This window comes from Microbacterium sp. 2RAF4 (assembly GCF_052115285.1).
GTDB lineage: Bacteria > Actinomycetota > Actinomycetes > Actinomycetales > Microbacteriaceae > Microbacterium > Microbacterium oxydans.
Genome location: NZ_JBFRGI010000002.1, coordinates 755,239 through 771,294, shown reverse-complemented (window position 1 = coordinate 771,294; position 16,056 = coordinate 755,239). Strand labels below are relative to the sequence as shown.

The following is a 16,056-nucleotide window of genomic DNA, read 5'->3' as shown; positions in this document are numbered from 1 at the left end:
GCGCCGGCTGCGGGCCTGACGCACGGCGCGGCCTCGGTAGGATCGAGGGGTGGCAGTGAACCAAGAACTGGTCGGCCGGGAGTTCCCGCCGACGGCCCCGTACCTCGTCGGTCGTGAGAAGGTGCGCGAGTTCGCTCGTGCGGTCTTCGCCGACGCTCCGCAGCACACCGACGTCGAGGCTGCCCGCGCTGCCGGCTTCTCCGACGTCGTGGCGCCACCGACGTTCGCGATGGTCATCCAAGACCTCACGCTTCAGCAGCTGCTGGGGCAGGAGGACTCGGGCATCGCGCTCGAGCGCACCATCCACGCAGAGCAGCGCTTCACCTACACGCGCCCGATCGTCGCGGGAGATGAGCTCACCGCGCAGCTGCGGGTCACCGGCATCCGCATGATGGGCGGGAACGCGATGATCACCAGCGAGGCCGAGATCACCGACCCGGCGGGAGCCCACGTCGTGACAGCCACCAGTGTGCTGCTCGTCGGCGCCGAGCCGAGCGCCGAGGAAGAGGGGGCCGCCTGATGGGCTACACGGTCGGAGACGTGGTCGCCGAGCGCACCGTGCACCTCACCCGCGAATCGCTCGTCCGCTATGCGGGAGCATCCGGGGACTTCAACCCCATCCACTACCGCGACGACGTGGCGGCCTCTGTCGGCCTCCCCGGCGTGCTCGCGCACGGCATGCTCACGATGGGCATCGCCTCGTCGGTGGTCGTCGCCGCGCTCGCACCGGAGACGCGCATCCTCGATTACGGCGTGCGCTTCACCAAGCCCGTCGTGGTCGACCCGGTCGATGGCGCCGACGTCACCGTCGTGGCCACCGTAGGCGCCGTCGACGACGAGGTCGCCCGCATCGACCTCAAGGTCACATTCGGCGACACGACCGTGCTCGTCAAGGCGCAGCTGCGCGTCGCCGTCTGATGAGGACGGTCTGATGCGGGAGATCGAGGCGGTCCGGCTCGCGGAGCTGACCACACTGCGCACGGGCGCGGCGCCGGAGCGGATGTTCGAGGCGACGACGACTGCCGGACTGGTCGAGGCTCTGCGCGAGACCTGGGCGCGAGGCGACGAGTGGTTCGTCCTCGGCGGCGGATCCAATCTCTTCGTGGGCGACGAGCCGTTCGAGGGCACGGTCATCCGCGTGCGCACCGAGGGCATCGAAGAGCTCCCGTCCCCGCACGCGGGTCGCATCCGACTGCGCGCGCAGGCCGGACACGGCTGGGATGACTTCGTCGGCTATGCGGTCGCGCACGGCTACGCGGGTCTCGAGGCCATGAGCGGGATTCCCGGCACCGTCGGCGCGGCCCCCGTGCAGAACATCGGCGCGTACGGCCAGGAGATCCAGGAGACGCTGGTCGAGGTCGAGCTGATCGACGAAGCGACCGGCGAGGTCTTGACCGTTCCCGCCGCGGAACTCGGGCTGGGCTTCCGCACCTCGGTGCTCAAGCATCACCACGGCAGCGTGCCGCTGCGCCGCGCCGTGATCCTCTCGGTGACGGTCGACCTGCTGGTCGCCGGTGAGCGCGTGGTGCGCGGCGAGCAGCTGCGTCGGGCGCTCGGCCTCACGGACGACACTCCGGTCCCGCTGGGCTGGGTGAGGGAGCGCATCCTGGCTACTCGGGCATCGAAGGGCATGCTGCTCGATGCGGAGGACCCGGACACCCACGGCGTCGGCTCGTTCTTCCAGAACGCGATCGTGACGGCGGCCGTGGCCGCAGCGTTGCCGCCGGAATGCCCGCGGTGGCCGGTCGCGCCCGACCTCGACGCCGTGACCGTCATCCCGCTCGCGTCCTACGACGGGCAGGTGCCGCTGTCGAAGCCGGCCACCGTCTCCGACGTCAAGGTGAGCGCGGCGTGGCTCATCGAGCAGGCAGGCATCCGCAAGGGGTTCAAGCTGCCGCACTCCCGCGCATCCGTGTCGACGAAGCACGCGCTCGCTCTGACCAACCGAGGTGGCGCGACCGCGGGCGAGGTCGCCGAGCTCGCCCGCTTCATCCAGAGCAGGGTGCATGCCGAGTTCGGTCTCGTGCTGCAGCCGGAGCCCGTACTCGTCGGCGTCGAGCTCTGAGGCGTCGATCCATGACCAAGGTCGAGCGGGTATCGCGGACGCAGGCCGTCGTCGACGGACTGCTGGACGACATCATCGCCGGCCGCCTCGAAGCAGGACAGCCATTGCCTCCCGAGGGGGAGCTCGCGGAGCAGTTCGGGGTCTCGCGGCTCACCATGCGCGAGGGGGTCCGACTGCTGCAGGCGCAGGGGGTCATCGTCGCGGTGCCCGGCACCCGGCACCGCATCGCCCCGACGGAGGAATGGACGGGACTCGACGCCGTCGTACGGCACGCGCAGAGTGCCGGGGCACGCGAGCGCTCTTCGCTCGAGATGCTCGAGATGCGCATGATGTTCGAGACCGGCGCGGCGGAATTCGCTGCGAGCCGACGCACCGAAGAGCAGCTGGACGAGATGCGGACGCTGCTCGAGGAGATGCACGCCGCTCACGAGCGCACGGACGTCGACGGCTTCGTCGCCGCCGATCTCGCCTTCCACGACGTGATCATCCGCGCAGCGGACAATCGCATCCTGGTCGCCTCGATGCGGCCTCTGACGACGATGCTGCAGGCGACCCGTAGTGAGACCAGCGCCGTCTCCGATATCCGTGAGCACGCCCTCGCCGAGCACGCGGCTGTGCTCGACGCGATGCGGACCGGATCTGGTGCTGCCGCGCGCAAGGCCATGCGCAGTCATATGCGCCAGACGCGCGATGATCTGCTGCGCTACGTGCACAAGAGCTGATCCCGGCCGGATCCCGGTGGCTGCACCCCTGGCGAGCTCGATTTTCACCACGGGCCTCATTCCGGTACGCTCGTCGTTATCTGATATCGGATAACGACGCAGATTCCCCTGGTCCGTGGCCCCCACCACGGGCCATCTCCCTGAACGAAGGAGTTCGTGTGCACATCGACGACCTGCTGGCCTCCCTGCCCGCACCCGTCGCCGTCACCGCGGCCGAGGTGCGCGCGGAGGTCGATTCCACGGACGTCCTGGTCGTCCTGGACGACGACCCCACCGGCACGCAGTCGGTCGCGAACCTCCCCGTCCTCACCCGGTGGGAGCGTGCCGACCTGGACCAGGCACTCGCCACCGGCGCCGCCGCGGTATACGTGCTCACGAACACCCGGTCGCTCGACGAGGACGCCGCGGAGGCCCGCAACCGCGAGATCGTCGACGTGGCTCTCGCCGCCGCCGAGGCCCAGGGGCGGCGTGTCACGTTCGTCTCGCGCGGCGACTCGACGCTGCGCGGGCATTTCCCGCTCGAGACCGACGTCCTCTCCGCGGAGATCGCATCCCGCACCGGCCGCGCCCCCGCGCTGACCCTGCTCGTGCCCGCATTCCCCGACGCCGGCCGCATCACGGTCGACTCCGTGCACTACTGGGTGACCGGGGGCGAGGCCACCCCGGTGGGCGAGACCCCCTTCGCGGCCGATGCGACCTTCGGCTACGGCTCCTCCGACCTGCGCGAATGGGTCGCCGAGAAGACGGGTGGACGCATCCCGGCGTCCGCGGTCGCGGGCCTCGACATCCGCACCATCCGCGCGGGCGTGGACGCCGTGGCCGGCTTCCTCGCAACCCTGACCGACGGCACGGTCGTCGCGGTCGACGTGGTCGAGGAGTCCGACATGCGTGTGGTCGCGCTCGCACTGCACCGTCTGCGGGACCGCGACGTGCTCCTCCGGGTCGGCCCGCCATACGTGCGCGCGCACATCGGGCAGGAGATCGCCGAGCCGGTGCGCGCGGACGACATCCCCTTCGCGCACGACCGCGGCGGTCTCGTGGTCGTCGGAAGCCACGTGCCGCTCACCACCGCCCAGCTCGAGGCCCTCACGGCAGCTCGACCGAACACCCGCACGATCGAGCTCGACGTGCGCGCCCTCATCGGGCCCGATCGCGAGACCCACCTCGAGACGCAGGCGCACGCCGTCGCCGACGCCCTCGCCACGGGTACCGTGATCGTGCACACCACCCGCGAGCTCGTCACGGGCGCCGACGGTGAGGAGAGCCTCGCGATCGCCCGCCGCATCTCCAGCGGAGTGGTCGACCTCGTGCGTCGAGTGCTCGCCATCGCGCCGCCCCGCTTCGTCATCGCGAAGGGCGGCATCACCTCGAGCGACGTCGCCAGTGAAGCGCTCGAGATCCGCCGGGCGACCGTGCTCGGCCCCATGCTGCCCGGCCTCGTCTCGCTGTGGCAGCCGGAGACCGGCCCCGCGGTCGGCATCCCGTACGTCGTGTTCGCCGGCAACGTCGGCGACGCGGACTCCCTCGTCACCGTCGTCGCCACTCTCGCAGGCGACGATGGAAACAACCCGGAAGGACACTCATGACATCCACCGTCGCTGTCATCGGACTCGGCGCCATGGGGCTGCCGATGGCCACCCGCCTCGCCGAGCGCTTCGCCGTGCGCGGCTTCGACATCGCCGCCGAACGCGTCGCTCTCGCGGCGGAGGCGGGTGTGACGCCGGCATCGTCCGCGGCCGACGCCGTCGACGCTGCGGACGCGGTGCTGGTCGCCGTGCGCACCGGTGCGCAGCTCGACGCCCTGCTGTTCGGTGAGGACGGGCTCGCCCCGCACCTCGCCGAGGGTGCGGTCGTGATCCTCACCAGCACGGTGGGCACTGACGGCATCGATGCGATCGCCGCACAGCTCGCCGCGCACGGTGCGCAGCTCGTGGACGCCCCGCTCTCCGGCGGACCGGTCCGGGCGGGGGAGGGCGAACTCCTCATCGTCGTCGGCGCCACGCCGAGCGCTCTGGAGACGGCACGCCCCGTGCTCGACCAGCTCGCCTCCACGCTGTCCATCGTCGGCGACAAGCCCGGCGACGGCCAGGCGCTGAAGACCGTCAACCAGCTCCTCTGCGGCGTGCACATCGCCGCGGCCGCGGAAGCGCTCGCGCTCGCCGACGCCCTCGGGCTGGACCGCGCCCGCACGCTGGACGCGCTCACAGCCGGTGCTGCGAATTCCTTCATGCTCGGCAACCGCGGCCCGCGTGCCCTGCAGGCGTACGACGAGGACGGCGCCGAGGTGCTCAGCCGCCTCGACATCTTCGTCAAGGACCTCGGCATCGTCGGCGACGCCGCCCGCCGTGCACACCTGTCCACGCCGGTCGCCGCCGCGGCCGAGCAGCTGTTCCTCCTCGGCGAAGCACAGGGCCTCGGCGCCCTGGACGACTCCGCCGTCATCCGCGTCGTCGCACCCGAACGACTGTCCTGAGCGCGACGTCGCGCCCTCACTGAAAGAAGAGATCCAGAGATGCTTCCTCTTCCGATCCTCATCCTGATCGGCCTGGCGGGCCTCGGCCTGCTGCTCCTGCTCATCATCCGGTTCAAGATGCAGGCGTTCTACGCCCTCATCCTCGTATCGATCATCGTCGGCATCGCGGCAGGTCTGCCGCTGACCACGATCCCCGCCGACGGGGACACCCCCGAGCAGCTCGGTGTCATCCAGGCGATCATCGCCGGTGTCGGCGGCACGCTCGGCTCGGTGGCGGTGCTCGTCGCCCTCGGGTCGATGCTCGGCAAGATCATCGAGCTGTCCGGTGGTGCCGAGTCGCTCGCCGGGCGCTTCACCGGCTGGCTCGGCCCGAAGCGCGTCGGCATCGCGCTCGTCATCGCTGCCGGCATCCTGGCGATCCCGGTGTTCTTCGACGCCGGTTTCATCATCCTCATCCCCATCGTGTTCGCCTTCTCGAAGGTGGCCGGTCTCAACCCGATCAAGTTCGGTCTCCCCGTCGCCGGCATCATGCTCGCCGTGCACGTCGCGGTGCCCCCGCACCCGGGCATCGTCGGCGGGTCCGCGATCCTCGGCGCCGACATCGGCTGGGTGACGATCTTCGCGCTCGCGATCTCCGTGCCGCTCGCGGTGCTGTCCTACCTCGTGGCGAAGTGGATCAACACCCGTGAGTTCGCGATGCTCGCGGCCACCAAGGAGATGTACGACAACTTCGGCACGGAGAAGTCGACGCTCGCCGGCGGGCTCGGCGAGGGCGAGAAGGCGCCGGGCGCCGGCACGGTCCTCGGCCTCATCCTTCTGCCGCTCGTGCTCATCATGCTCGGCACCGCCGTGGCACCGCTGTTCGAGGCGGGCACGTTCTGGAACGGGTTCCTCAGCATGGTCGGCCAGCCGATCTTCGCTCTCATGGTCGCGATCGCCGCCGCGATGTACCTGCTCGGCGTGCGCCGCGGCTGGTCGGCCTCTCACCTCGGCGAGGTCATGGAGTCGGCGCTGCCGGCCGCGGCGGTCATCATCCTGGTGACGGGTGCCGGTGGCGCCTTCGGTCGCGTGCTCACCGAGACCGGCATCGGCGGCGCGGTCGCCGATGTGCTCGCCTCGAGCGGGATGCCCCTGCTGCTCGCTGCCTTCCTCATCTCGCTCATCATGCGCGCTGCGCAGGGGTCCGCCACCGTCGCCATCGCCACGACCGCTGGGCTGCTGCTGCCGTCCGTCGCCGCGATGGGGCTCGACACCGTGCACACGGCGCTGCTCGCCGTCGCGATCGGATACGGCGCACTCGGCCTCAGTCACGTGAACGACTCGGGGTTCTGGGTGGTCACGCGGTACCTGGGGCTGCCGGTCAAGGATGGCCTCCGCACCTGGACACCGCTGACCACGGTGCTCGGCGTGTCCGGTTTCGCGCTCACCTGGGTGTTGTACGCGGCGATCCCCGTCGCCTGATCGCGTGCCGACGAACGGCCGTCGCCTCGGGGTGGCGGCCGTTCGCCATGCGTGGTCGCAGTGGCCGTCGTCCGATGGGGGAGCTACGCTCGCGGGATGAGCGGACTGATCCCGTACCTGTTGTTCCCCGGCAACGCCGCAGAGGCGCTCGGTCACTATCGATCGGTGTTCGGCGGCGAGCTCCAGCTGCTCGACTACGCCACGGCAGGACGCCACGACGGTCCCGGCGATGCGATCGCGCACGGGCAGCTGAGCGGGCCGGTAGAGATCGCCGGAGCCGATGCAGGCGCAGATGACGACGCGGTGCAGATGAGCGGCATGTTCCTCTCACTCCTCGGCGCAGCCGATGCCCTGACCCTCACCGACTGGTACGACAAGCTGGCGGCAGACGGACGAGTCGTCGACGCGCTGCAGAAGCGCCCGTGGGGAGACTTCGACGGCACGCTCGTCGACCGCTACGGCGTCCGCTGGCTGATCGGCTTCCACCCCGAGGACTGAGGTGTGCCCCTGCCGAAGTAGGGACGGGACGACGGCAGGAAGATCAACACGACTGCCGTGGTGGTGAGAGCGAGGGCCACGAGTCCGATCGGGAACTCCCAGGTCGTGCCCGTCGCCGCCGGCACGTAGAGCGCGAGCGGGAGCGGGAACAGCACGGTCGCGTATCGGGCCCACGACTTTCCTCGTGTGACGAGCACGGTGATCGTCGCGTAGACGACCACCGGCACGAAGGGGAGCACACTGAGCAACGCCCGCCACTCTCCTCCCCAGTACCAGAGGAAGGGAGCGACCACGAGGGAGGCGAAGAAGATCAGCACGGTCACCGTGATCAGGATGGCGAAGGCCACCCGCAGAGTCACCGGCATCCGCTCATCCCTCTGCTCCCCGTCCCCCATGCCTCCAGTATCCCTCACGTGCGTCGAGACCCATCGTCAACGCCGAGACCCACTCCCGCAAGCGACTGGGGGAGTGGGTCTCGGCGAGCGCGATGGGTCTCGGTGCCGCAGCTCAGGCGAACAGGCGCTGCAGGCGCTGCACACCCTCGAGCAGCTGGTCGTCGCCCAGAGCGTATGACATGCGGATGTAGCCGGAGGGGCCGAAGGCCTCACCGGGCACGACGGCGACCTCGGCCTGGTCGAGGATCAGGTCGGCGAGTTCGAGCGAGGTGGTCGGCGTCACACCGCCCCAGGTGCGACCGAGCAGGCCCTGCACGTCGGGGTACACGTAGAACGCACCCAGCGGGTTCGGCACGACGAGACCGTCGATCTTCGCCAGCTCTGAGACGATGAGCTGGCGGCGGCGGTCGAAGGCCTGTCGCATCTGCTCGGCCTCGTCCTGCGGACCGGTGAGGGCGGCGATCGCGGCCTTCTGAGCGACGTTGTTCACGTTGCTGGTGAGGTGCGACTGCAGGTTGCCCGCGACCTTGATGGCATCGGCGGGTCCGACCATCCAGCCCACGCGCCAGCCGGTCATGGCGTAGGTCTTCGCGACGCCGTTGACCAGGATCGTCTGGCCGGCGACCTCGGGGACGGCTTCGACGATCGAGGTGGCCTTGACGCCCTCGTAGGTGAGGTTCTGGTAGATCTCGTCGCTGATGATCCAGATGCCGTGCTCGAGCGCCCACTCGCCGATGGCCTTGGTCTCCTCGGCGGTGTAGACGGAGCCGGTGGGGTTCGACGGTGAGACGAACACGAGTGCGGTGGTGCGGGCGGTCCGAGCGGCCTCGAGCTGCTCGACCGTGACCTTGTACTCCTGGTCGGCGCCGGCGAAGACCTCGACGGGGGTGCCGTCGGCGAGGCGGATGGCCTCGGGGTACGTGGTCCAGTACGGCGCGGGCAGCAGCACCTCGTCGCCCGGGTTCACCACGGCCTGGAAGGCCTGGTAGACCGACTGCTTGCCGCCGTTGGTGACGATGACCTGGCTCGGAGATACCTCGAGGCCTGAGTCGCGCAGGGTCTTCGCGGCGATCGCCTCGCGCAGCGCCGGGAGGCCGGGAGCGGGCGTGTACCGGTAGCTCGCCGGGTCGGCGAGAGCCTCGGCCGCAGCATCGACGATGAACTGCGGCGTCGCGAAGTCGGGCTCGCCGGCAGCGTACGAGATGACGTCCTTGCCTTCGGCCTTGAGGGCCTTGGCCTTGGCGTCGACCTTCAGAGTCGCGGACTCGGCGATGGCGGACAGCTTGCGGGAGAGAGGAGCGCGTTCGGTCACGATTACGAGCGTACTCGGGTCGGTGTGCCCGGTGAGGTGTGGGATACCGCCAAGATCCGGAGTTCTTTCGGGTTCGGAAGGTCAGTCGGTCGTGAGTCCGTGGGCCTGGGCGACGGCCGGGAGCGTGATGCGTCCGCCCTGCACGTTCAGACCCTTCGCGAGCGCCGCGTCCTCAGCCGCCGCACGCTCCCAACCCTTGCCGGCGATCGCCGAGACGTAGGGAAGGGTCGCGTTGGTCAGCGCGCGGGTCGCCGTCTCCGGCACCGCGCCCGGCATGTTCGCGACGCAGTAGTAGATCGACTCGTGCACGGCGAACGTGGGGTCGTCGTGAGTGGTCGGGCGCGACCCCTCGAAGCATCCGCCCTGGTCGATCGCGATGTCGACGAGCACCGAGCCCGGCTTCATCGCGGCGACCATATCGTCGGTCACGAGCTTGGGAGCGGCGGCGCCGGGGATCAGCACGGACCCGATCACGAGGTCGGCGCTCTTCAACTCCTCGGCGATGTCGTAGCGGCTCGATGCGCGTGTCTCGAGAGCTCCTCCGTAGCGGTGCTCGAGCTCGCGCAGGCGCGGCAGGGAGACGTCGATCACGGTGACCTTCGAGCCGAGTCCGAGTGCGTTCGCCGCTGCGTGCTCGCCCGCCACTCCACCACCGATCACGACGGTCTTGGCACGCGGCGTGCCGGCGATGCCGCCGAGCAGCATTCCGCGTCCGCCCTGCGACCGCAGCAGTGAGTACGAGCCCATGGTGACCGAGAGACGTCCCGCGATCTCGCTCATCGGCACCAGAAGGGGCAGGCTGCGGTCGGGGAGCTGCACGGTCTCATAGGCCACGGCCGTGGTTCCCGCGTCGACGAGGGCGGTCGTCAGAGCGCGGTCGGCGGCGAGGTGGAGGTACGTGAAGAGGGTGAGGTCGTCGCGCAGGAAGCCGTACTCCTGAGCGATCGGCTCCTTCACCTTGATGACCAGATCGGCCTCGCCCCACGCGTCGGCTGCGGTGGCCACGATGTCGGCACCGGCCGCGCGGTAGTCGTCATCGGTGATGCGCGAGCCGAGCCCTGCGCCGGACTGCACGAGCACCTGGTGGCCCTCGCGCACCAGGCGGTCCGCGCCGGCGGGGGTGAGGGAGACGCGGTTCTCGTTGTTCTTGACCTCGGTGGGGACGCCGATCTTCATTGATCCTCCAGGGTTCGATGCGGTGCGGCACCCAGGATCGCAGAAACATCGACGGAACAACAGAATCCGTGAAGATGATTCGCTCTGTGCGCGGATCCTGAATAATGCTTCGTATGGAGACGACAACGGAGGCTCCCGAGCCGAATACCGTTCGGGCGCCGGCCCTCGATGCGATCGACGCGAAGATCGTGCAGCTGCTCACCGCCGACGGGCGCATGACCAACGCCGAGCTCGCCGGACGACTCGGAGTCGCACCGTCGACGGCGCACACCCGCCTGCGCACCCTGGTGGACCGCGGTGTGATCACGGGGTTCCACGCGAGTGTGGACGAGCGGATGCTGGGTGCCGGACTGCAGGCCGTGATCGGCGTGACCCTGCGGCCGAGCGGGCGGCGGGAGAGCATCGTAGAGTTCGCGGATCGCGTGCGCGTGCTGCCCCAGGTCATCCAGGTGTTCTTCCTCGGGGGAGACGACGACTTCCTGTTGCACATAGCCGTCGCGGACTCATCCGAGATGCGCGAGTTCGTGCTGGAGCACCTCTCGGCGCAGAGCAGTGTCGCCTCCACCCGCACGAGCATCGTGTTCGACTATCACCGCAACTCGGTGGCCGCGTCCTTCCGCTGAGGGGCGGAGCGTTCTCGATCAGGCGCCGTAGGAGGCGGGCAGGGCGCAGTAGTCCGCGAACCGCCGCTGCGGATGAGCCGGGTCGGAGACGTCGACGATCGAGCCGGCCACGGTGTGCGGTGGTTCGTCGCCCGCCAACTGCCACAGGGCGTAGTTCCACATCCCTCTGGTGCGCTCGCCGATGAGGGCGGCGGGACCGGAGAGGAGCAGGATGTCGTCGCTCTTCGGTCCCTCCCGGAACGCGGTGACCACGCTGCGAAGCTCGGTCTCGTCGCCCTCGGCGGAATGTTCGCGGACGATCTGCTGCCCCGACGCCGTCAGCGCGGTGGCGAGTTCGTCGGCTGCCTGTCGCGAGCGCTCGGCATCCGCCCCTGCCACCGCGAGCAGCCGCCGCCCGCGCGGGTAGAAGTGCAGGAACTCGGTGGCGATGTCCGCCCAGACGTCGGTCATGTCTCCAGGCTACGCCCGCGTGCCCGCCCCGGCTCCGGACACGGAGGAGTCCCGGGCCGCAGCCGCCGCCCGGGACTCTTCCGCTCGTGCTCAGCCCTCGTCGATCAGGTACCGGCTGTAGGCGCCCAGCGTGAGGAAGGTCGGGAACTCCTCCTGCAGGGCGACCTCGCGGAAGATCTCCGCCGCGTCGTCATAGCGGTCGCCGTGGCTGCGGGTCGCCTGTGCGAGCACCTGGGTGATCAGCCCCTCGATGTACTCCGCCGTGATGGGGGTGCCGTCCTGCGTCGTGCGGTCCTGGTGGAGCCACTGCCACACCTGCGAGCGGCTGATCTCCGCGGTCGCTGCATCCTCCATGAGGTTGTCGATCGCCACAGCGCCGAGCCCGCGCAGCCAGGCCTCGAGGTAGCGGATGGCGACCGACACGTTGTCCCGCACGCCCTGGGCGGTGATCGGGCGGCCGATGTGCAGGTCGAGCAGGTCACGCGCCTCCACGTGCACGTCGTCGCGCTGACGGTCGACCTGGTTCGGGCGGTCGCCCAGCACGGCGTCGAACTCGGCCTGCGCCGTCGGGATCAGGTCGGGGTGAGCGACCCAGGTGCCGTCGAAGCCGTCTCCGGCCTCGCGCTTCTTGTCGGCCGACACCTTCTCGACCGCGCGCGCTGTCACCTCGGGGTCGCGGCGGTTCGGGATGAACGCGCTCATGCCGCCGATCGCGAAAGCTCCGCGCTTGTGGCACGTCTGCACGAGCAGGTCGGTGTAGGCCCGCATGAACGGCACGGTCATGGTGACCTCGCTGCGGTCGGGGAGCACGAAGCGCGCTCCACGACCGCGGTAGTTCTTGATGATCGAGAAGATGTAGTCCCATCTCCCGGCGTTCAGGCCCGCGCAGTGGTCGCGCAGCTCGTACAGGATCTCGTCCATCTCGAACGCGGCAGGCAGCGTCTCGATCAGCACGGTCGCGCGGATGGTGCCGTGCGGGATGCCGATGTACTCCTCGCTGAACGAGAAGACGTCGTCCCACAGCTTCGCCTCTTCGCTCGACTCCAGCTTGGCGATGTAGAAGTACGGGCCTCGGCCGGCGTCGATCAGCGCCTGCGCGTTGTGCAGGAAGTAGAGGCCGAAGTCGACCAGCGACCCGGATGCCGAGGTGCGACGGCCGGCGCGGTCGATGAAGGCGATGTGCTTCTCGGGCAGGTGCCAGCCTCGGGGACGCATCACGATCGTGGGCGTGCGCTCCGCGGTGACGCGGTACTCCTTGCCGGGGCCGGATTCAGAGGCGGGTGAGGTGAACGAGAGTTCTCCGCGGATCGCGTCCCGGAGGGACAGCTGGCCCTCGACGACGTTCTTCCAGGTGGGGCTCGTGGCGTCCTCCTGGTCGGCGAGCCACACACGCGCACCGGAGTTGAGCGCGTTGATGGTCATCTTCGGGTCGGTGGGACCGGTGATCTCCACGCGGCGGTCCTCGAGGCCGGGGCCTGCGCCGGCGACCCGCCAGTCCCGGTCCTCTCGGATGTGGGCCGTGTCGTCGCGGAACTTCGGGTCGTGCCCGTTGCCGATCTCGAAGCGGCGGCGCATCCGGTCGGCGAGCCGGTCGTGACGGCGAGAGGCGAACCGGTGGTGCAGCTCGGTGAGGAAGGCGATGGCCTCGGGGGTGAGGATCTCGTCGTAGCGGTCGCGGATGGGACCGGTGACCTCGATCGCCGGACCCTGCTGGGTCGTCTGGATCGGAGCCGTGGTCGTGGGAGTGGTCATGATGAGTCCTTTGCGCGAGTGTCTTAGTGCGCCGAGACCCACGGTGGTCGTCGAGACCCAACGCTGCAGGCGATCGCGGCGGTGGGTCTCGACGAAGCCGATGGGTGTCGGCGAAACGAGGAGGAAAGTGGGATCAGTGGAACTGCGCGGCTTCTGTGGAGCCGGCGAGGGCGAGGGTCGCGCTGTCGGGGTTGAGCGCGGTGGAGATGACGTCGAAGTAGCCGGTGCCCGCTTCGCGCTGGTGCTTGGTGGCGGTGTAGCCGTCTGCCTCTGCGGCGAACTCGGCCTCCTGCAGCTCGACGTACGCGCTCATGGCGCGATCGGCGTAGCCGCGGGCGAGGTCGAACATGGAGTAGTTCAGGGCGTGGAATCCGGCCAGCGTGATGAACTGGAACTTGTAGCCCAGGTCTGCCAGCTCCTGCTGGAACGTCGCGATCTCGGCGTCCGACAGGTGCTTCTTCCAGTTGAAGCTCGGCGAGCAGTTGTATGCGAGGAGCTTGCCGGGGAACTGCGCATGGATCGCCGCGGCGAACGAGCGGGCGAGCTCGATGTCGGGTTCTCCCGTCTCGACCCACAGCAGGTCGGCGTAGGGGGCGAAGGCGAGGCCGCGGCTGATGACCGACTCCAGACCGGGGCGGATCCGGTAGAACCCCTCGGTGGTGCGCTCGCCGGTGGTGAATTGCTGGTCGCGCTCGTCGACGTCGCTGGTGAGCAGGTCGGCGGCGAGGGCGTCCGTCCGGGCGATGATGACGGTCGGTACGCCGGCGACGTCAGCGGCGAGACGTGCCGCGTTCAGGGTGCGGATGTGCTGCTGGGTGGGCACGAGCACCTTGCCGCCGAGGTGGCCGCACTTCTTCTCGCTGGCCAGCTGATCCTCCCAGTGGATACCGGCGGCACCGGACTGGATGAGCGACTGCGCGAGTTCGTAGGCGTTCAGCGGTCCGCCGAAGCCGGCCTCGGCGTCGGCGACGATCGGGGCGAGCCAGTCCTGCGTGGTCTCACCCTCGGCGTGCTCCAGCTGGTCCTGGCGGATGAGCGCGTTGTTGATGCGACGCACGACCGCCGGCACCGAGTTCGCGGGGTACAGCGACTGGTCGGGGTAGGTCTGGCCGGCGAGGTTGCCGTCGGCGGCGACCTGCCAGCCGGAGAGGTAGATGGCCTTGAGGCCGGCCCGCACCTGCTGCACGGCCTGGCCTCCGGTGTAGGCGCCGAGCGCCCTGACGTAGTCCTCGGTGTGCAGGAGGTTCCAGAGGTTGTCGGCCCCGCGGTGGGCGAGTGTGGCCTCTTCGCGGACCGATCCACGGATGCGGATCACATCCTCGGCCGTGTAGGTGCGCTCGACGCCGTCCCACCGGGGATCGGTGTCCCAGATCTCCTGGAGCTCGGCTGCCGTCTGAACCTGGTCGCCGGCTCGCAGACCGGCGGGGCGGGGCGTCGGGGTGTTGGCGGTGTTCGTCATGGTGTCTCCTCGGTGGATCCGGCTGCGGTGCCGGAGTGGCGTGGTTCCACTGTGAGTGAAGTTCGACACCGTGACAGGTCGATTTCGAAGAGAAGATCGGGCGAAATTCTGTTTCTGTGACAGAATCGGCCGCATGAGCACCATCGACGCTGCAGAAGAGACCGATGCCCTCACGATCGGCCGTCGCATCCGCCAGCTCCGCACAGCCAAGGGCATGACCCTCGACGACCTCGCCTCGGCGGTCGACCGCGCGCCGAGTCAGATGTCGATGATCGAGACGGGCAAGCGCGAACCGAAGCTGACGCAGCTGCAGGCGATCGCCCGCGCCCTCGGCGTCACGATCGATGCCCTGCTGGAGGGCGAGCCCCTCGACGAGCGCAGTGCCATCGAGATCGCCCTGGAGCGGGCGATGAGGGGGCAGACGTTCCAGGCCCTCGGCATCGAGCCCTTTCGCATCGCGAAGAGTCTGCCGACCGATGCACTGAAGGCGCTGCTGACGCTGCACGGCGAGATCGACCGTCTCAAGGACGAACGCGCCGCGACCCCGGAGGAGGCCCGTCGTGCCAACGTCGAGCTCCGGCATCTGATGCGTCGACAGGACAATCACTTCGCCGACCTCGAGGCGAAGGCCGCGGAGATCCTCGCCGCCGTCGGGCATCCTGGCGGGCCGCTGACCCAGCGCACCGCGTCCGAGATCGCGGCGTACCTGGGCTTCACCCTGCACTACGCGCCCGACCTGCCGCAGACCACCCGCAGCGTCGCCGACCTCGCCAACGGCCGGCTGTATCTGTCGAGCAGCGTGCCGGCGAAGGGTGATGCACGCACGGCGGTGCTGCAGGCGCTGTCGAGTCGCATCCTGGGGCACTCCGAGCCACGCAGCTACGCCGAGTTCCTGCGTCAGCGCGTGGAGACGAACTACCTCACCGGCGCCCTGCTCATCCCGGAGGCGCACGTCGTCCCCGCGTTGAAGGACGCCAAGCAGCGGAGGGCGATCTCGATCGAAGACCTGCGCGACGGATACTCGGTGTCGTACGAGACGGCAGCGCACCGCTTCACGAACCTCGCGACGCGGCACCTCGAGATCCCGGTGCATTTCCTCAAGGTGCACGAGTCGGGCACCATCACCAAGGCGTACGAGAACGACGACGTGAACTTCCCGACCGACAGGCTCGGGGCCATCGAGGGGCAGATGTGCTGCCGCCGGTGGACCTCGCGTGTGGTGTTCGACGAAGACGACCGCTTCAACCCCTACTACCAGTACACCGACACGGGCAACGGCACGTACTGGTGCACCGCGCGGGTGGAGTCGTCGAGCGAAGGGCTGCACTCGGTGAGCGTGGGCGTGCGCTTCGACGACACGAAGTGGTTCGTGGGCCGCGACACCTCGCACCGCGGCGTGTCGAAGCACTCGGTCGAGGTGTGCTGTCGTCGGGCCCCCGCGGACTTGGAGGACCGCTGGCGCGAGAATTCCTGGCCCAACGTGAAGACCCCTCGCACACTGCTGGCGACTCTGCCCACAGGAGCCTTCCCCGGCGTTGACACCACCGACGTCTACGAGTTCCTGGAGGCCCACGCACCCCGGTGAACCGGGATCCTCGTCCTTCCTGGCTCCGCCGTCGGGTCGGGGTTGAACCAACACTGAACGCATGTTAGGTTTTCGCGTGTCGGAG

At 69.3% G+C, this 16,056-nt stretch carries 16 protein-coding genes; 10 read left to right on the top strand and 6 right to left on the bottom strand.

All coding sequences use genetic code 11. The features are described from left to right. The first annotated feature begins 49 nt into the window (after window positions 1-49). From AB4070_RS08095 to AB4070_RS08060, 8 genes are all read left to right on the top strand, one after another. Window positions 50-520 carry an FAS1-like dehydratase domain-containing protein gene (locus AB4070_RS08095; RefSeq protein ID WP_045264659.1) on the top strand — a complete coding sequence of 157 codons (471 nt, stop codon included), beginning with the start codon at window positions 50-52 and terminating at the stop codon, window positions 518-520. Next, complete coding sequence (locus tag AB4070_RS08090) at window positions 520-918, top strand: MaoC/PaaZ C-terminal domain-containing protein (RefSeq protein WP_441979647.1); 399 nt, start codon at window positions 520-522, stop codon at window positions 916-918. Before AB4070_RS08095 ends, AB4070_RS08090 begins: the two co-directional genes overlap by 1 nt. Before the next feature lie 13 nt (window positions 919-931). Next, entirely contained in the window at window positions 932-2,065 is a 1,134-nt protein-coding gene (locus AB4070_RS08085) for a UDP-N-acetylmuramate dehydrogenase (RefSeq protein ID WP_441979646.1), read from the top strand. A gap of 11 nt (window positions 2,066-2,076) precedes the next feature. Next, the gene (locus AB4070_RS08080; protein WP_441979645.1) at window positions 2,077-2,787 is read left to right on the top strand and encodes a FadR/GntR family transcriptional regulator; all 711 of its coding nucleotides are present in this window, start codon (window positions 2,077-2,079) and stop codon (window positions 2,785-2,787) included. Window positions 2,788-2,945: 158 nt separating this feature from the next. Next, complete coding sequence (locus AB4070_RS08075) at window positions 2,946-4,373, top strand: four-carbon acid sugar kinase family protein (protein ID WP_441979644.1); 1,428 nt, start codon at window positions 2,946-2,948, stop codon at window positions 4,371-4,373. Beyond that, window positions 4,370-5,260 carry an NAD(P)-dependent oxidoreductase gene (locus AB4070_RS08070; protein ID WP_441979643.1) on the top strand — a complete coding sequence of 297 codons (891 nt, stop codon included), beginning with the start codon at window positions 4,370-4,372 and terminating at the stop codon, window positions 5,258-5,260. Before AB4070_RS08075 ends, AB4070_RS08070 begins: the two co-directional genes overlap by 4 nt. A gap of 39 nt (window positions 5,261-5,299) precedes the next feature. Continuing rightward, window positions 5,300-6,721: a GntP family transporter gene (locus tag AB4070_RS08065; RefSeq protein ID WP_441979642.1), complete on the top strand. Its 1,422-nt coding sequence runs from the start codon at window positions 5,300-5,302 to the stop codon at window positions 6,719-6,721. 96 nt (window positions 6,722-6,817) lie between these two features. Further along, entirely contained in the window at window positions 6,818-7,219 is a 402-nt protein-coding gene (locus AB4070_RS08060) for a VOC family protein (RefSeq protein WP_441979641.1), read from the top strand. On the opposite strand, the gene AB4070_RS08055 is transcribed toward AB4070_RS08060, so the two are convergent. The 3 genes from AB4070_RS08055 to ald all read right to left on the bottom strand — a co-directional run bounded on the left by AB4070_RS08055 (window position 7,177) and on the right by ald (window position 10,102). Continuing rightward, window positions 7,177-7,584, bottom strand: a complete 408-nt coding sequence (locus tag AB4070_RS08055) for a hypothetical protein (protein ID WP_441979640.1) — start codon at window positions 7,582-7,584, stop codon at window positions 7,177-7,179. The genes AB4070_RS08060 and AB4070_RS08055 overlap by 43 nt on opposite strands. Before the next feature lie 142 nt (window positions 7,585-7,726). Continuing rightward, window positions 7,727-8,926: a pyridoxal phosphate-dependent aminotransferase gene (locus tag AB4070_RS08050; RefSeq protein WP_441979639.1), complete on the bottom strand. Its 1,200-nt coding sequence runs from the start codon at window positions 8,924-8,926 to the stop codon at window positions 7,727-7,729. Window positions 8,927-9,007: 81 nt separating this feature from the next. Then, window positions 9,008-10,102, bottom strand: coding sequence for an alanine dehydrogenase (ald, locus tag AB4070_RS08045; protein WP_441979638.1), 1,095 nt, complete (start codon window positions 10,100-10,102; stop codon window positions 9,008-9,010). Window positions 10,103-10,206: 104 nt separating this feature from the next. On the opposite strand from ald, the gene AB4070_RS08040 reads away from it, so the two are divergent. Then, window positions 10,207-10,725 carry an Lrp/AsnC family transcriptional regulator gene (locus tag AB4070_RS08040; protein ID WP_441979637.1) on the top strand — a complete coding sequence of 173 codons (519 nt, stop codon included), beginning with the start codon at window positions 10,207-10,209 and terminating at the stop codon, window positions 10,723-10,725. 18 nt (window positions 10,726-10,743) lie between these two features. Here the strand turns inward: AB4070_RS08040 and AB4070_RS08035 are convergent, their stop codons facing one another. The 3 genes from AB4070_RS08035 to aceA form a co-directional block, all read right to left on the bottom strand. Continuing rightward, the gene (locus AB4070_RS08035) at window positions 10,744-11,175 is read right to left on the bottom strand and encodes a hypothetical protein (RefSeq protein ID WP_282848565.1); all 432 of its coding nucleotides are present in this window, start codon (window positions 11,173-11,175) and stop codon (window positions 10,744-10,746) included. Window positions 11,176-11,265: 90 nt separating this feature from the next. Then, window positions 11,266-12,927 carry a malate synthase A gene (gene aceB / locus AB4070_RS08030; protein ID WP_441979636.1) on the bottom strand — a complete coding sequence of 554 codons (1,662 nt, stop codon included), beginning with the start codon at window positions 12,925-12,927 and terminating at the stop codon, window positions 11,266-11,268. A 133-nt stretch (window positions 12,928-13,060) separates the two neighbouring features. After that, entirely contained in the window at window positions 13,061-14,386 is a 1,326-nt protein-coding gene (gene aceA / locus AB4070_RS08025; protein ID WP_046747843.1) for an isocitrate lyase, read from the bottom strand. A 133-nt stretch (window positions 14,387-14,519) separates the two neighbouring features. On the opposite strand from aceA, the gene AB4070_RS08020 reads away from it, so the two are divergent. Beyond that, on the top strand, window positions 14,520-15,971 hold the full coding sequence (locus AB4070_RS08020) for a helix-turn-helix domain-containing protein (RefSeq protein WP_441979635.1): 1,452 nt from the start codon (window positions 14,520-14,522) through the stop codon (window positions 15,969-15,971). Window positions 15,972-16,056: the final 85 nt, after the last annotated feature.

Bases quoted from the DNA above. Each gene is read 5' to 3' on its own strand.
- AB4070_RS08090 (WP_441979647.1), top strand. From the start codon at position 520: ATGGGCTACACGGTCGGAGACGTGGTCGCCGAGCGCACCGTGCACCTC.
- AB4070_RS08085 (WP_441979646.1), top strand. From the start codon at position 932: ATGCGGGAGATCGAGGCGGTCCGGCTCGCGGAGCTGACCACACTGCGC.
- AB4070_RS08080 (WP_441979645.1), top strand. From the start codon at position 2,077: ATGACCAAGGTCGAGCGGGTATCGCGGACGCAGGCCGTCGTCGACGGA.
- AB4070_RS08070 (WP_441979643.1), top strand. From the start codon at position 4,370: ATGACATCCACCGTCGCTGTCATCGGACTCGGCGCCATGGGGCTGCCG.
- AB4070_RS08065 (WP_441979642.1), top strand. From the start codon at position 5,300: ATGCTTCCTCTTCCGATCCTCATCCTGATCGGCCTGGCGGGCCTCGGC.
- AB4070_RS08060 (WP_441979641.1), top strand. From the start codon at position 6,818: ATGAGCGGACTGATCCCGTACCTGTTGTTCCCCGGCAACGCCGCAGAG.
- AB4070_RS08055 (WP_441979640.1), bottom strand. From the start codon at position 7,584: ATGCCGGTGACTCTGCGGGTGGCCTTCGCCATCCTGATCACGGTGACC.
- ald (WP_441979638.1), bottom strand. From the start codon at position 10,102: ATGAAGATCGGCGTCCCCACCGAGGTCAAGAACAACGAGAACCGCGTC.
- AB4070_RS08040 (WP_441979637.1), top strand. From the start codon at position 10,207: ATGCTTCGTATGGAGACGACAACGGAGGCTCCCGAGCCGAATACCGTT.
- AB4070_RS08035 (WP_282848565.1), bottom strand. From the start codon at position 11,175: ATGACCGACGTCTGGGCGGACATCGCCACCGAGTTCCTGCACTTCTAC.
- aceB (WP_441979636.1), bottom strand. From the start codon at position 12,927: ATGACCACTCCCACGACCACGGCTCCGATCCAGACGACCCAGCAGGGT.
- aceA (WP_046747843.1), bottom strand. From the start codon at position 14,386: ATGACGAACACCGCCAACACCCCGACGCCCCGCCCCGCCGGTCTGCGA.
- AB4070_RS08020 (WP_441979635.1), top strand. From the start codon at position 14,520: ATGAGCACCATCGACGCTGCAGAAGAGACCGATGCCCTCACGATCGGC.